This is a genomic window from Mycobacterium sp. ENV421 (assembly GCF_002887815.1).
GTDB lineage: Bacteria > Actinomycetota > Actinomycetes > Mycobacteriales > Mycobacteriaceae > Mycobacterium.
Map to the genome: position 1 here is coordinate 220,841 of NZ_PDHO01000004.1, position 14,285 is coordinate 235,125.

At 68.4% G+C, this 14,285-nt stretch carries 13 protein-coding genes and 2 riboswitches; of the genes, 1 reads left to right on the forward strand and 12 read right to left on the reverse strand.

The window, feature by feature from the left end; all coding sequences use genetic code 11:
- Positions 1-46 precede the first annotated feature (46 nt).
- Complete coding sequence (locus CRM90_RS07405) at positions 47-1,948, forward strand: substrate-binding domain-containing protein (RefSeq protein WP_102806339.1); 1,902 nt, start codon at positions 47-49, stop codon at positions 1,946-1,948.
- Between the two features lie 4 nt (positions 1,949-1,952).
- Here the strand turns inward: CRM90_RS07405 and CRM90_RS07410 are convergent, their stop codons facing one another.
- The 12 genes from CRM90_RS07410 to secA2 form a co-directional block, all read right to left on the reverse strand.
- Positions 1,953-2,816 carry an alpha/beta fold hydrolase gene (locus CRM90_RS07410; RefSeq protein WP_102806340.1) on the reverse strand — a complete coding sequence of 288 codons (864 nt, stop codon included), beginning with the start codon at positions 2,814-2,816 and terminating at the stop codon, positions 1,953-1,955.
- A gap of 128 nt (positions 2,817-2,944) precedes the next feature.
- Positions 2,945-5,800, reverse strand: a complete 2,856-nt coding sequence (gcvP, locus tag CRM90_RS07415; protein ID WP_102806341.1) for an aminomethyl-transferring glycine dehydrogenase — start codon at positions 5,798-5,800, stop codon at positions 2,945-2,947.
- 37 nt (positions 5,801-5,837) lie between these two features.
- A riboswitch (glycine riboswitch) is annotated at positions 5,838-5,971 on the reverse strand.
- A riboswitch (glycine riboswitch) is annotated at positions 5,972-6,069 on the reverse strand. It abuts the riboswitch before it with no gap.
- A gap of 21 nt (positions 6,070-6,090) precedes the next feature.
- Complete coding sequence (locus CRM90_RS07420; protein WP_102806342.1) at positions 6,091-6,735, reverse strand: MerR family transcriptional regulator; 645 nt, start codon at positions 6,733-6,735, stop codon at positions 6,091-6,093.
- A gap of 235 nt (positions 6,736-6,970) precedes the next feature.
- The gene (locus tag CRM90_RS07425) at positions 6,971-7,465 is read right to left on the reverse strand and encodes a bifunctional nuclease family protein (RefSeq protein WP_036344970.1); all 495 of its coding nucleotides are present in this window, start codon (positions 7,463-7,465) and stop codon (positions 6,971-6,973) included.
- Between the two features lie 46 nt (positions 7,466-7,511).
- Positions 7,512-8,255: a transcriptional regulator FtsR gene (gene ftsR / locus CRM90_RS07430; RefSeq protein ID WP_102806343.1), complete on the reverse strand. Its 744-nt coding sequence runs from the start codon at positions 8,253-8,255 to the stop codon at positions 7,512-7,514.
- On the reverse strand, positions 8,255-8,722 hold the full coding sequence (gene garA / locus CRM90_RS07435; RefSeq protein ID WP_233209206.1) for a glycogen accumulation regulator GarA: 468 nt from the start codon (positions 8,720-8,722) through the stop codon (positions 8,255-8,257). The genes ftsR and garA overlap by 1 nt, the downstream gene beginning before the upstream one ends.
- Before the next feature lie 156 nt (positions 8,723-8,878).
- Positions 8,879-9,274 (reverse strand): glycine cleavage system protein GcvH, encoded by a 396-nt coding sequence (gcvH, locus tag CRM90_RS07440; RefSeq protein ID WP_102806344.1) that lies wholly within the window; start codon positions 9,272-9,274, stop codon positions 8,879-8,881.
- Positions 9,275-9,309: 35 nt separating this feature from the next.
- Positions 9,310-10,188 (reverse strand): DUF881 domain-containing protein, encoded by an 879-nt coding sequence (locus tag CRM90_RS07445; protein WP_102806345.1) that lies wholly within the window; start codon positions 10,186-10,188, stop codon positions 9,310-9,312.
- Complete coding sequence (locus tag CRM90_RS07450; RefSeq protein ID WP_083119044.1) at positions 10,073-10,405, reverse strand: small basic family protein; 333 nt, start codon at positions 10,403-10,405, stop codon at positions 10,073-10,075. Before CRM90_RS07450 ends, CRM90_RS07445 begins: the two co-directional genes overlap by 116 nt.
- A gap of 15 nt (positions 10,406-10,420) precedes the next feature.
- Positions 10,421-11,335: a DUF881 domain-containing protein gene (locus CRM90_RS07455; protein ID WP_102806346.1), complete on the reverse strand. Its 915-nt coding sequence runs from the start codon at positions 11,333-11,335 to the stop codon at positions 10,421-10,423.
- Positions 11,322-11,918: a CDP-alcohol phosphatidyltransferase family protein gene (locus tag CRM90_RS07460; RefSeq protein ID WP_102806347.1), complete on the reverse strand. Its 597-nt coding sequence runs from the start codon at positions 11,916-11,918 to the stop codon at positions 11,322-11,324. The genes CRM90_RS07455 and CRM90_RS07460 overlap by 14 nt, the downstream gene beginning before the upstream one ends.
- 16 nt (positions 11,919-11,934) lie before the next feature.
- Entirely contained in the window at positions 11,935-14,205 is a 2,271-nt protein-coding gene (gene secA2, locus CRM90_RS07465) for an accessory Sec system translocase SecA2 (RefSeq protein ID WP_233209215.1), read from the reverse strand.
- Positions 14,206-14,285: the final 80 nt, after the last annotated feature.

Genomic DNA, 14,285 nt, shown 5'->3' on the forward strand with positions numbered 1-14,285 from the left:
GTCCGCACCGCATCACCGTTGACAGGGAAGAGGATCAAGCACCGCCATGGGCAGGCACAGTAGACCGGGTCCCGGGGGTTCATTCGGTGACGAGCCTGCCGACGACAATCCGACCGGTCGCTTCGCCCGTCGCGGTGACTCCGATGCTCCCGACGCCCAGGACGCACCCGACGACACCGGCTCGTCGCCGCTGACCGACACCGCGCGGCGCAGAATCGCTTTCGAGGGCGGGCATCGCAGTGAGAGCGGGCGCCGCGGCGTGAGTCTCGGGGTGATCGCCGCGCTGATCACGGTTGTGGTGGTCGTCGGTGCGGTGATCCTGTGGCGGTTCTTCGGCGATGCGCTGTCCCATCGCTCGACCGACGCCGCCCAGCAGTGTCTGGGCGGCACCCTCAACGTCGGTGTGGTCGCCGACCCGTCGATCGTCGACGATGTCAGCAAGTTCGCCCAGGGCTTCAACGCCACGGTCACCCCGGTCGGGGATCGCTGCGTGAAAATGGTTGTCACCGCGGCCGACTCGGATCGGGTGATCGACGGATTCGTGTCCAACTGGCCCGGCGATCTCGGCGAGCGTCCGGCGCTGTGGATCCCGGCCAGTTCCATCGGTGCGGCGCGTCTGCAGTCCACCGCGGGGAAGGAAGTCGTCAGCGACGCCCGCTCACTGGTCAGCTCGCCGGTGGTTCTCGCGGTGCGGCCGCAGCTCAAAGACGCCCTGGGACAGCAGGGTTGGGCAGCGCTGCCGGGCTTGCAGTCCAATCCGACGGCGCTCGACGGCCTGAACCTGCCCGGCTGGGGATCGCTGCGACTGGCGTTGCCGACCGTCGGCGATGCCGACGCCACCTATCTGGCCGCCGAAGCGGTGGCCTCGGCGGCGGCGCCGCCGAACTCGCCGGCCACGGCCGGCATCGGCGCGGTCAACGGTCTGGTCGCCGGGCAGCCCAAGCTCGCCGACGACACCGCCGACACAGCCTGGAAGTCCCTGATCGGTTCCGGGGACCCCGGTGCGCCGGTGCACGCCGTGGCGATCACCGAGCAGCAGTTGTTCGCCCGCACGTCGTCGACGCCGGACGCCAAGAACACTGTCGCCGAATGGCTGCCGTCGGGTCCGGTGGCCGTGGCCGACTACCCCACCGTCTTGCTGTCCGGGACCTGGTTGTCCGAGGAGCAGGTCAGTGCGGCCAGCCAGTTCGCCAGGTTCATGCACAAGCCCGAACAGCTCAGCGCCCTGGCGAAGGCCGGCTTCCGGGCCGAGGGAACCAGCCCGCCGGGCAACGATGTGGTGAGCTTCCCGCAGCTGGGATCGCCGCTGACCATCGAGGACGAGTCGGTGCGGGCCACGCTGGCCGCGGCGGTGTCCACCCCGGCCACCGGGTCGGCCACCACGATCATGCTCAACCAGGCGATGGGTACCGACGAGGGCGGCAAGTCGCGGCTGGCCAATGTGGTGACCGCACTGACCAACCGGATCGGCGCGCTGCCGTCGAACGCGGCGGTCGGGTTGTGGACGTTCAATGGTGTCGAGGGCAAGTCGGCGGTGCCGATGGGGCCGTTGACCGATGATGTCAACGGGCAGCCACGCTCGGCCGCATTGACCGGCACGCTGAGCGGGTTGTCGCCGTCGGGCAGCGGTGCCGTGTCGTTCACGACGTTGCGGCTGGCCTACGGTGAGGCGCTGGCGAACTTCCGTCAGGGCCAGACCAATTCGATGCTGGTGATCACCCAGGGTCCGCACACCGATCAGACGTTGGACGGCCCCGGGCTGGTTCAGTACGTGAAGTCGGCAGCCGATCCGGCCAAGCCGGTGGCGATCAACGTCATCGACTTCGGTGACGACTCCGACCGGGCGACGTGGGAAGCGGTGGCCCAAGCCTCGGGCGGGACGTATCAGAATGTCGCGACGTCCGATTCGCCGGATCTGGCGACGGCCGTGTCGACGCTGTTGTCGTAGTCGTTCAGGCGAGCCGCAATAACTGTCGGACGCCCGCGGTGAATTCGTCGGGCACCTCGATCTGCGGGTAGTGGCCGATCCCGGCCAGCTCGATCACCTCAGCCGTGGGCCGCAACTCCCGCAGGCCGGCCAGCACGTTGGTGGTGGCCACCGGATCGCCGGTGGCCCAGAGGAATCCGAGCGGCTTGTCCCAGTCGCGCACCGCCCCGTGCCACCGATCGGCGAAGCGCACCCGTTCGTTGAGGTAGGCACACAGCAGGTTCAGGATGCGGTGGCCGTCGTCGCGCGCCAGCAGCGCCCACTGGGCCTGCGCCTCCTCGTCGGACAGCGGGTGCGCGGCGCTGAACAGCTTGGCGAAGCCGCGCAGGAAGCCCCGTTCGTTGGTCAGCCGGGCGAACAGCGGGCCGAACGGGCCGCGCAGGATCTTCTGGCTGGGCCGTAGGCTGGCGCGCTCGATGATCACGCTGCCGTTGGTGAGGACGGCGCGCTGGATCTCGAAGGGCAGCGTGCCCGCGACGTCGCGGGCCAGCAGCTCGGTGGCCACCGAGGTGCCCATGTCGTGGGCGAGGAGCACCACCGGACCCGGTACGGCATCGGCGACGACCTGCTGCACGATGTCGGCCTGCTCGAGCAGGCTGTAGCGGTGCGGGCGGGGTTTGTCCGACAGCCCGAAGCCGAGGAAGTCCAGCGTCAGCCAGGGCTGGTCCCCGAGGCGCTCGACGACGCCGCGGAAATCGTACGAGCTCGACGGGAAGCCGTGCAGCAGAAGCAGGGTCGGGGCTGCGGAGGGCAGGAGCGAAGCGACCCGGGAATCGGCAGAGCCGGGCGCTGATCGGACGAAAACGTTGCCGGCGCTGGTGGACAGCATCCGGCCACCCTCTTGCCACTGGCGAACGCTGGCAGGCAGCACAGGGTGACGCTATCAGGCATCGAGGCAGAACCGAGGGCGATGTTTCGGCCGAATGTTCGCCCTCAGTTCTGAATCGACGAGAATCGCTAGGCGAATGCCTCCACCGGCGGGCAGGAGCACACCAGGTTGCGGTCGCCGTACGCCCCGTCGATGCGGCGCACCGGCGGCCACACCTTCGCCCGGTTTCCCTTGCCCAGCGGGTAGGCCGCCTGCTCGCGGGTGTACGGGTGGGTCCAGTCGTCGACCAACAGGCATTCGGCGGTGTGCGGCGAATTGCGCAGCGGATTGTCCTCAGCGGGCCACTCCCCCGAGCCGACCTTGTCGATCTCGGCGCGGATCGCGATCATCGCCTCGCAGAACGCGTCCACCTCGGCCAGGCTTTCGCTCTCGGTCGGCTCCACCATCAGCGTGCCGGCCACCGGGAAGCTCATGGTCGGCGCGTGGAAACCGAAGTCCGCCAACCGCTTCGCCACATCGTCGACGGTGACGCCGGTGGACTTGGTGATGCCCCGCAGATCGAGGATGCACTCATGGGCCACCATGCCGTTCTCGCCGGTGTAGAGCACCGGGTAGTACTCGTCGAGGCGGCGCGCGATGTAGTTCGCCGAGGCGATCGCGGTCAGCGTGGCATCGCGCAGGCCGCCGGCGCCCATCATCCGGATGTAGGCCCAGGTGATCGGCAGGATCGACGCCGACCCGTACGGGGCCCCAGACACCGGGTGTCCCTTCGGCAGTTCCTCGGCCATCGGGTGGCCGGGCAGGAACGCCGCCAGATGCGAGCGCACCGCCACCGGCCCGACGCCCGGGCCGCCGCCGCCGTGCGGGATGCAGAACGTCTTGTGCAGGTTCAGGTGACTGACGTCGCCGCCGAACTTGCCCGGCCGGGCCAGCCCGACAAGGGCATTGAGGTTGGCGCCGTCGACGTAGACCTGCCCGCCGGCGTCGTGCACCGCGGCGCAGATGTTGGCGATGTCGTGCTCGTAGACCCCGTGGGTGGACGGGTAGGTGATCATCAGCGCGGCCAGCCGTTCGGCATGCTCGCTGACCTTGGCGCGCAGATCGTCGAGGTCGACGTCGCCGTTCTCCCGGCAGGCCACCACGACCACCCGCATGCCGACCATCGCCGCGGACGCGGCGTTGGTGCCGTGCGCGCTGGATGGGATCAGGCAGACGTTTCGTTCGGTATCGCCGTTGGCCAGGTGATAGTCGCGGATGGCCAGCAGTCCGGCGTATTCACCCTGCGATCCGGCGTTGGGCTGCAACGAGATTGCGTCGTACCCGGTCAGCCCCGTCAGCCAGCCCTCCAGGTCGGCGATCAACTTACGCATGCCCGGGGTGTCACCGGACGGCGCGAACGGGTGCTGCCTGCCGAACTCCGGCCAGGTGATCGACTCCATCTCGGCGGCGGCGTTGAGCTTCATCGTGCACGAGCCCAACGGGATCATGCTGCGGTCCAGCGCGATGTCCTTGTCGGCCAGCGTGCGCAGGTAGCGCATCATCTCGGTTTCCGTGCGGTAGCGGTGAAACGCCGGATGCGTCAGGAATTCGCTTGTCCGCGAATCAATATCGGGGCCGGCATACTCACCCGCCAAGCCGGCGCCGAACGACTCCAGCACCAGGGCAACGTGCGCGGCAGTCGTGGCCTCGTCGCACGTGACCGACACGTGGTCGGCGTCCACCCGCCAGATGTTGATGCCACGGCCCTTGGCCTCGGCCTGCACCGCGGCCGCGCGGTTCGGGACGTGCACCAGCACGGTGTCGAAGAAGGTGTCGTGCACCACCTCGACGCCGGCGGCGCCCAGGCCGGCGGCCAGTGAGCGGGCGTGCCCGTGCACGCGCCGCGCGATTCCGGTCAGACCTTGTGGACCGTGGTAGCTGGCGTAGGAGGCGGCCATCACCGCCAGCAACACCTGGGCGGTACAGATGTTGGAGGTCGCCTTGTCGCGGCGGATGTGCTGTTCGCGGGTCTGCAGCGACAACCGGTATGCCGCAGACCCATCTGCGTCCACCGACACCCCCACCAGGCGGCCGGGCAGCTGGCGGGCGTGCTTGTTGTGCACGGCAAGGAAACCGGCGTGCGGTCCGCCGAATCCCATTGGCACACCGAATCTCTGCGCGCTTCCGAACGCGACGTCGGCGCCCAACTCACCCGGCGGGGCGATCAGCGTCATCGCCAGCAGGTCGGCGCCCAGTGCCACCAGCGCGCCGCGCTCGTGGGCCTGCTCGACGAGCTTGGACCAGTCGGTCGCCCGGCCGCTGGCACCGGGCAGCTGCGCGATGACGCCGAAGAACTCACCCTCGGGAAGCCCGCCCCGCAGGTCGGCGGTGACGATCTCGATGCCCAGCGGCTCCGCGCGGGTCGCGAGGATGGCCGCGGTCTGGGCGAACATGTCCTCGTCGACGGCCAGCCGGTTGGCCGATCCGCGCGACGCGCGGTGCATCAGCGTCATCGCCTCGGCGGCCGCGGTGGACTCGTCGAGCATCGACGCGTTGGCCAGATCCAGCCCGGTCAGGTCGGCGATCATGGTCTGGAAGTTCAGCAGCACCTCGAGCCGGCCCTGGCTGATCTCCGGCTGATACGGCGTGTACGCGGTGTACCAGGCCGGGTTCTCCAGGATGTTGCGCAGCAGCACCGGCGGGGTGAGCGTGTCGTAGTAGCCCTGCCCGATCATCGACACCGCGATGGTGTTGGTGTCGGCCAGTGCCCGCAGCTCGGCCAGCGCCTCATGCTCGCCCACCGCGGCGGGCAGCTGGTCGAGGCCGGGCGCGATGCCGTCGGCGGAGAGCGCGTCGAGAATGCCCGCAGGCAGCGCCTTGGCCGCCAGTTCCTCGAGCGAGGCCACCCCGATCACGTCGAGCATGGTGGCCAGCGCATCGGAATCGGGTCCGATGTGACGATCGGCGAAGGTGGGGGTGTGATTGGACCCTGCTTGTTTCGACATGGGGGACTCCTGACGTACGGCGCAGCCGTCAGCGGCGTCCTCTCCCTCTGTCGTCCACCCGGACCGGGCGCCTGAGAGATTCGGTCAGCCCGCTGTTGAGCAGTGCTGCCTTTCCCCATGGGCGGGCGACCTCGGCGAAAAAAACCGAGCCACCGCTTTCCAGAGGCATCGTGGCCATGCGCGGTCCGGGTGCCTGAGAGGTTGACGGAGAGGTGTTGCTCCTTCGGCGTCCGTGACTGGCTGCCACGAAGCTCTCCCGCGCGAGGGCGATACAGAGGAGATTCTAGCTGCTAACCGATCTTGCGGTCGCGGCTCTTGCGCCGGGATGCCAGCTCGTCCTCCGGCGAGGCGATCGACTCGCCGCCGTCGGCCCGCTCGCCGGGGAAGTCGGCGATCGCGCCGGACAGTTCCCGCATGGCTCCGCTGACCGCGATACCGAACACACCCTGACCGCCCTGCAGCAGGTCGACGACCTCTTCGGCCGACGTGCACTCGTACACCGTTGTGCCGTCAGAGAACAGGGTGATGTTGGCCAGATCCTGCACGCCGCGCTGACGCAGATGGTCGACGGCGACGCGGATGTTGTGCAGTGAGATGCCCGTATCGAGCAGACGCTTCACGATCTTGAGGACCAGAATGTCCTTGAACGAATACAGCCGCTGGCTGCCGGAGCCGGCCGCGCCGCGGATGGACGGCACCACCAGAGAGGTGCGCGCCCAGTAGTCCAACTGGCGGTAGGTGATTCCGGCGATCTGGCAGGCGCTCGGCCCGCGATAGCCGACCAATTCGTCGGGAACCGAGTCGTCGGGGAACAGGCCCTGCTGCACCGGCTCACTCACCGGCGCGCCGGCGGGTGTGTCCGCCTCAAAGCGGCCATCGGAATCAGAGCCCGTGCCAGCAAGGTCCAACTGTCCCTGACGTGGCTGCTCGCCCACGATGCTTCCTCTCGCCGTTCGAACCTATGGCCCGCTCACCGCTCCACCAACCACGTTTGCCCAGTCCGAGTCCACCGAGCATACGCTTTTCGACGGGCAGTCGCGCTCGTCGTTCGCAATCAAAGTATGGCCGCCCTTGCCCGTGCGGACCGTCATCCGCCGCGCGTGTCGAACCGCTGCAGGCCAAGTGAGACGCATCCGTGATCTTGCCGGCCGGCACCGCGGTGATACCCGGTCAGGTCGCCTTGAAATCGTCCGGCGACACGCTGTCGAGGAATTCCTTGAACTTCTCGACCTCGTCTTCACGGACCGCGCCGGTGGATTCCTCGTCGTTCTCGTCGGGGATGAGCAGCCCGGCCTCGGCCAGCACCGCCTCCTCCACGTAGATCGGCACTCCCATGCGCAGGGCGATCGCCACCGAGTCCGACGGGCGCGCCGACACCTTGATGTCGCGGTCGAAAATCAGGTCGGCGTAGAAGGTGCCCTCCTGCAAATCCACGATGCGCACCTCCTTGAGCGAATGCCCCAGTGCGCCAATGACATCTCGGAACAGGTCGTGGGTCAGCGGGCGGGTCGGCTCGACACCCTGCTGTTCATAGGCGATCGCCGTGGCCTCGGACTGGCCGATCCAGATCGGCAGATACCGGTCGCCGTTGGACTCCCGCAGCAGCAGGACCGGCTGGTTCTGGGGCTGTTCGACGCGAATGCCCACCACACGAACCTCGCCCATCTGTGTCTGACCTCCGCGCTCGTTGCAGTCCTTTGGAGTCTAGTCCTCAGCGGTCGAGAACGTCTCGTACAGCGGACTTGATCAGCGACGTGTGCAACGTGATTGCCAGAGCGGCAACCTCGCGCGCCAAGTCGTCCGCGCGATCGCGCGCCCCGGTCTTCGACGCCTTGCCCACCGGGCCGGCGATCTGCGCGATCAGATCGGACTGCCGATCGGCCGCCGACCGGAACGCCCGCAGATGCCGCGGTTCGACGCCGTAGTCCCCCAGCGCCCGCGCACACTGCGCGATCACCACCGAATACTCGTCGAACAACCCACCCGGGCCGGTGGTGATCACGCCCGCTTTGCACAGCGCAGTAAGCATCTCCTCGCCCACCCCGGAGCGCTCCAGCAGATCCTCACGACTCAACCGGACCTGGGTGCGCGCCACGTCGCTCTCGGTGTCGGCGGCAGGAACATCCTGGCCGTCCGCCACCGTCACCAAACGCGGTACAGCGTAAGGCGATCCGACGTGCGGCAACTCGCCGTCCGGCTGGGCGTCGAGCTGAGCCTTGATGACCTTCAGCGGTAGATAGTGGTCGCGCTGCGCGGTCAGGATGAACCGCAACCGTGCGCAGTCGTACGCGGTGAACCGCCGATACCCCGATGCGCTGCGCTCCGGCGTGACGAGACCCTCGGCTTCCAAGAATCGGATCTTGGAGATCGTCACGTCCGGGAAGTCCGGTCGCAGCAGGTCCAGGACCGCTCCGATAGACATCCCGGCAAGCGCGGGACTATCGGGTGCGGTCACTAGCTTCCTGGACCGCCTTCATCCTCGGACGACTTCGGTCCGGTCAGGAACACCAGGCGGAACTTGCCGATCTGGACCTCGTCGCCGTTGGCGAGGGTGGCCGAATCGACGGGCTCGCGGTTCACGTAGGTCCCGTTGAGGCTGCCGACGTCGACGACCTGGAATTCGTTGCCGTCCAAGCGGAACTCGGCATGCCGACGGCTCACGGTCACGTCATCGAGGAAGATGTCGGAGTCCGGATGGCGGCCTGCCGACGTCGTCGCCTGGTCCAGCAGGAACCGCGAACCCGCATTCGGGCCGCGCTTCACGACCAGCAGCGCCGAGCCGACCGGGAGACCTTCGACCCCGGACACCCCGCTCTCGCCGCTGGTTGCCGCCGGGGCGTCCAGCTCGTTGAGGAAGTCGGCCCGGAAGACGGACGTCGTCTCCACGGTGACTTCGTCAGAGTTCTGGTCCTTGTCGGTCACCCGCTGCTCCTTCACTGGCTGCCGTGGCTGTACTTGGCGGGAATCCGCACAAGGCGCCCGTCCGCCTCACCAATCACTTACGACGACCGTACCGCGCGGTGGTCGTCGTTGTGCCCACCACCGCCGGATCGGTGGCTGGCAGGCACCCTAACAATGTCATTCAGTCACTGTGTTCCGATAGGCGTCCGCGTCGAGCAACGCCGCCAACCCCTGTTCGAGGGTATCGCCGTCGACCTGCAACTCCAACAACCACCCCTGACCGTAGGGATCGGAGTTGACCAGCCCGGGGCTGCCTTCCAATTCGCCGTTGACGGCAATCACTTTGGCCGAGACCGGGGCGTAGAGATCAGACACCGACTTGGTGGACTCCACCTCGCCGAACGACTCACCGGAGGTGACGTCGCTGCCCACCTCGGGGAGCTGCACATACACCACGTCACCCAGCGAGGACTGGGCGAAGTCGGTGATGCCGACGCGCACGGTGTCGTCACCGGTACGCAGCACCCACTCGTGCTCGGCGGTGTAGCGCAGGTCGGCTGGGATTTCGCTCACAGTGCTCCTCGGTGTCGGTCATTTTGACGGGCTGCTCATTTGACGGGCTGAGCGTATTGTCGCGCTTTCGGTTGCCGCAAGGTGGTGATGTCCACACGGTCGGACTGCGCGACGGTCATTCGGCCGCCCACCCGTTCGACGCTGTCGACGGCGCCGCCCGGGATGTTCATCGCGGCAGCCAGGGTGGGCGGATCGCCAATGGCCAGAACAGAATACGGCGGGCCCAGAGTTTGGGTGTCGATCACCAGCGCGCCGGGGCTGCCGACCACCCAGGTGTCGACCCCGACGCGGACGGCCTGCTGCCCGGAGCGGATCTCCATCGCCTCGGCGCCGGCGGCCCGCAGTTCGTTGATGACGTCGAGCATGGTTTCCGGCGCGACACCGGGCCCGGGATCGTCGATCGTGATCGTCACGCCAGGCCCGGTCGCCCCGACCGTGCCGATCAGGATCGACAGCGCGGCCAGCCTGGCCTGCGCGTTCTGGATCGCGGCCTGGTCGCTGCTGCCTGCGGTCTGCATGGCCGCCAGGTTGCGCTGCAGGTCGGCCACCTCGGTGTTGAGCGTTGCTTCGCGCTGCTGCAGCGAGCCGAGCAGGACCAGCAGGTCGGCTGGGCGCGCGGTGTCCAGTGCGTCGCCGGTCTCGGTCTGTCGGGCCTGGGTGGCGATCGCCACACCGAGCATCAGGCACAGCACCACCCCGAGCGCGCCGAACATGATCTGCGTGCGACTGCGGGGGCGGCGCAGCGGGGCCGGGGCCGGGCCCGGCAGTTCGTGGCGGCCGTGTTCGTCGTCGGTCACCTCAGGCCCCGAACAGCCGGCGCCGTAGTGCGGCGGCGTTGCCGAAGATGCGGATGCCCAGCACGACGATGATCGCCGTGGACAGCTGCGTGCCCACCCCGAGCTGGTCGCCGACATAGACGATCAGCGCTGCCACCAGCACGTTGAACACAAACGAGACCACGAACACCTTCGGGTCGAAGATCTTCTCCAGGTAGGCCCGCAGACCGCCGAACACCGCATCGAGTGCGGCGACGACCGCGATCGGCAGGTACGGCTGGATGACCTCGGGGACGCTGGGATGCAACACCAGGCCCAGCACGATGCCGACGACGAGTGCGGCGATTCCGATCATCTGCTGAGACGCCCCCTACCGACCGATCTGCTTGGCAAATTTAATCTCCCGTACCGCGCTCGCCGGCAGCGACAGGCCGTCGCCGCTGCTCACACTGACCCCCACGCCGTAGGACACCTCGAGCAGCCGTAGGCGCTGCAGCCCGCTGCTCCGATCGAAGGTATCGCGCATCTCGCCCGGCGGGCCCACCGCCAGGATCGTGTAAGGGCTGCTGATCGGATGATTGTCGACGAGAATGGCACCGCCCGCCTGACGGATCGTCACGTTGGGCCCCATCCGCACTCCCCCGACCGAGATCGCTTCGGCCCCACTGGCCCACAGCGAGTTCACGGTCAGCTGGAGATCCCGGTCCAGGATGATCTGCCTGCTGCCGGCCACCCGCTGTTTGGACACGTCGGACAGATCGCGGCCGACGCCGGGGTCGGTCACTGTGACGGATAGGCCGGGTCCGATGACCGCGGTGGTGGCCGCGGCCAGGCTGAGCGCGTCGAGTTTGCTGAGCAGATCCCGGCCTGCGGCGTCGTCGCGCAGCTGGCGGCGCTGGATGCTGTCGGCTTGGCTGGCGAGCTCGTCGCGGCGCTGGGTGAGCCGGTCGGTGGTGCCTTCGGCGGATCGCACGCTGGCGGCCAGCACCTGCTGCGCGGCGTTGACGCCGGGCGCGGTGGTCCGGGCTTGCGCGACCGCGGCGGCGAACACCACCGCGATCAGTACCGCCGCCACCGCCTGCCAGGCCCGGTCGGCGATCGTTCGGCGGGACTGTCCGCTCGTCTCGCGGGCCGCGGCAGCGGCGGCGTAGCCGGGGTCGAGGTGTTCGGTGAGCAGCGAGCGCAGCAGACCCGGCAGCGGAATGAGGGCCGGCCGGCGCTCGTGGCGTTCACTGCGGCCGGCCCGCGGGTCGTAGCCGCCGAGCGCGCTGTCAGGTGCGGGCATCGCTGACGCCGGCTTTGGGCAGCGTGGTCACCACCAGACGGACTTGCAGCAGGTAGAGGACCGCCGACCACAGGTACATGCCGACACCCCACAGCAGGAAGCCCCAGCCGCAGGCACCGATCACCCGGCTCCACGTCGCGTCCCACTGGCCGAGCAGCACCAGCGGGAACCCGGACATCAGCGCGAACGTCGCCGCCTTGCCGATATAGGTGACCGGCAGCGCGGTGAGCCCGCGGCTGCGCACCACCGGCAAGGTGGCGGCCAGCACGAGATCGCGGCCGACCAGCGTCGCCACCAGCCACCACGGCACGACACCGGCGAAACCCATCCCGACCGGCACGGCCACCATGTAGACGCGGTCGACCAGCGGGTCCAGCAATGCGCCGAGACGTGACGACTGATTGGGCACCAGGCGGGCGATCTTGCCGTCGGCCCAGTCCGAGAAGCCGCTGAACATCAGGATCGCCACCGCCCAGCCATAGGCATCGGTGGCCAGCAGCAGGTACAGGAACACCGGCACCAGCACGAGCCGGATCACCGACAGGACGTTCGGGATCGTCAGCACGCGGTCGCGGCGGTCCATGGTGATGAACTTAGCCCTAGCGGAAGACCCCGGGCAGGCTGAGCGCCGACAACGTGTCGTCGTTGAGCGGGTTGTCGTGGACCATGTACGTCCAGGTCGACGTCGGGCGGGCCAGCTTCGACAGATCGAGGCCCTGCTCCTCTTCGAGGATGTTGGCGGTTTCGAAGGTCTGCTGGGCGGCCTCGATGGCGTCGGCGGCCAGGTGCGCGAACGCGTCGACGGCCATCCGGTGGAACTCGTCGAGTGGGTTCTGCCTGCCCAGTGCGCGCAGGTGGATGCTCTCCCGGATGTCTGCCAGGTAGGCCAGGTGGTCGGCCCAGCCGCGGTCCAGGTGGAACAGCATGATCTGGCGGCAGATCGTCTCGAGCTGGTCGTCGTCGGACGTCTCGGCCAGCTCCTCGTACCGGTCGGGCGAGAGTTCCTTGAGTTCGTTGCGCGCTGCCGGCGTGCTCAGCAGGGTGTTGCGGCGCTCGACGATGATCGCGCGCTGCTGGGCGATGAGCTGGTTGTAGCGCCAGGTGTTGGCGTGGACGTCGAGCAGCCGACCTTCGGCCACCCGCTGGGCGTGGTCCAGCAGGGCACCGGCCTTGGGGCTGGTGATCCGGCCGGTCTCGTCGGCGTCGGTGGGCAGCTTGCCCTCGTCCAGGTGCGCGACGACGACGTCGTCCTCCCAGCTGGCGAAGAACACCGACGAACCGGGATCGCCCTGCCGGCCTGCGCGGCCGCGCAGCTGGTTGTCCAGGCGCTCGGTGCGGTGCCGGCCGGTGCCGATGACGTGCAGACCGCCGAGTTCGGCGACCTTATCGTGATCGGTTTCTTCGGAGCCGCCCAGCCGGATGTCCGTACCGCGACCGGCCATCTGGGTGGACACCGTGACCGTGCCGAGCTTGCCGGCTTCGGCGATGACGGCGGCCTCTTCCTCGTCGTTCTTCGCGTTCAGCACCACCGCCGGGACGCCGCGGCGGACCAGCCGCTCGTGCAGCTCTTCGGACTCGGCGACGTCGTGGGTGCCGACCAGGATCGGCTGACCGGTGGCATGGACCTCGACGATGTGCTCCATGATCGCCTCGATCTTGGCCGCGGCGGTGATGTAGACGCGGTCGTCGGCGTCCTCGCGGATGTTCGGCGTGTTCGGCGGGATCGGCGAGACGCCGAGCTTGTAGAACTGGCGCAGCTGTTCGCCGGCGGCCAGCGCGGTACCGGTCATGCCGCACACCGTCGGGTACCGGTTGATCAGGGCCTGCACGGTGATGGTGTCCAGCACCTCGCCGGTCTCGGTGGTCTCGATGCCTTCCTTGGCCTCGACCGCGGCCTGCAGCCCGTCCGGCCAGCGCTGCAGCGAGGCGATCCGCCCGCGCGAGGAGTTGATCAGCTGCACGGCGCCGTCGCGGACGATGTAGTGCACGTCGCGCTGCAGCAGTACATGCGCGTGCAGGGCGACGTTCACCTCGGTCAGCGTGGTGGTGACGTGCTCCTCGGAGTAGAGGTCGATACCGCCGAGCGCGGCCTCGAGCTTCTTGGCCCCTTCGTCGGTGAGGTGCACGTTGCGGCTGTCGGCGTCGGTGTCGTAATCGATGCCGGCGGTCAGATCGCCGACCAGCCGGACGATTTCGACCTTCGGGGTCTCACGGTGGGTGGTGCCGGCCAGCACCAGCGGCACCAGGGCCTCGTCGACCAGCACCGAGTCGGCCTCGTCGATCAGCGCGACGTCGGGGTTGGGTGACACCAGATCGGCGACATCGGTGACCAGCTGGTCGCGCAGCACGTCGAAGCCGATCTCGTTGACCGAGGCGTAGGTGACATCGCACTGGTAGGCGGCGCGGCGTTCCTGCGCGGTCGACTCGGCGGTGATCCAGCCGACCGTGAGACCCATCGACTCGATCAGCGGCGCCATCCACTCGGCGTCGCGGCGGGCCAGGTAGTCGTTGATGGTCACGACGTGGACGTTGCGCCCGGCCAGTGCGTAGCCGGCGGCAGCGATGGCACCCGAGAGGGTCTTGCCCTCACCGGTGGCCATCTCGATGACGTCCCCGGCCAGCATGCGCAGCGCACCGGACAGCTGGACATCAAACGGGCGCAGGCCGGTGGCGCGCTCGGCCGCTTCGCGGGCGATCGCCAGAAACTGCGGGATGTCGGACGACGAGGCGAGGTCTCCGAGCTCGAGCAGCTTCGCGGCCTTGGCCAGTTGCTCGTCGTCGAGGCCCTTGGCCTTCTCGTCGAACTCGGCCGAGGCGTCCACCTCGGCCATCGATTGAGCCTTGGCCTTCTCGGTGGTGGCACCGAGCATGCGCCAGAAGCCCCGGCTGATCCGGCCGGGTCCGGCAACGCTGTCCTTGCGAGTTTTCGCCACGGGTCAACGGTACCGTC

Excerpts from the sequence above, each read along its gene's own strand:
- CRM90_RS07460 (WP_102806347.1), bottom strand. The coding sequence starts at position 11,918 with ATGGACCGCCGCGACCGCGTGCTGACGATCCCGAACGTCCTGTCGGTG.
- CRM90_RS07455 (WP_102806346.1), bottom strand. The coding sequence starts at position 11,335 with ATGCCCGCACCTGACAGCGCGCTCGGCGGCTACGACCCGCGGGCCGGC.
- CRM90_RS07450 (WP_083119044.1), bottom strand. The coding sequence starts at position 10,405 with ATGATCGGAATCGCCGCACTCGTCGTCGGCATCGTGCTGGGCCTGGTG.
- CRM90_RS07410 (WP_102806340.1), bottom strand. The coding sequence starts at position 2,816 with ATGCTGTCCACCAGCGCCGGCAACGTTTTCGTCCGATCAGCGCCCGGC.
- gcvP (WP_102806341.1), bottom strand. The coding sequence starts at position 5,800 with ATGTCGAAACAAGCAGGGTCCAATCACACCCCCACCTTCGCCGATCGT.
- CRM90_RS07445 (WP_102806345.1), bottom strand. The coding sequence starts at position 10,188 with ATGTCGGCGACCAGCTCGGGGTGGGCACGCAGCTGTCCACGGCGATCA.
- secA2 (WP_233209215.1), bottom strand. The coding sequence starts at position 14,205 with ATGCTCGGTGCCACCACCGAGAAGGCCAAGGCTCAATCGATGGCCGAG.
- CRM90_RS07425 (WP_036344970.1), bottom strand. The coding sequence starts at position 7,465 with ATGGGCGAGGTTCGTGTGGTGGGCATTCGCGTCGAACAGCCCCAGAAC.
- CRM90_RS07405 (WP_102806339.1), top strand. The coding sequence starts at position 47 with ATGGGCAGGCACAGTAGACCGGGTCCCGGGGGTTCATTCGGTGACGAG.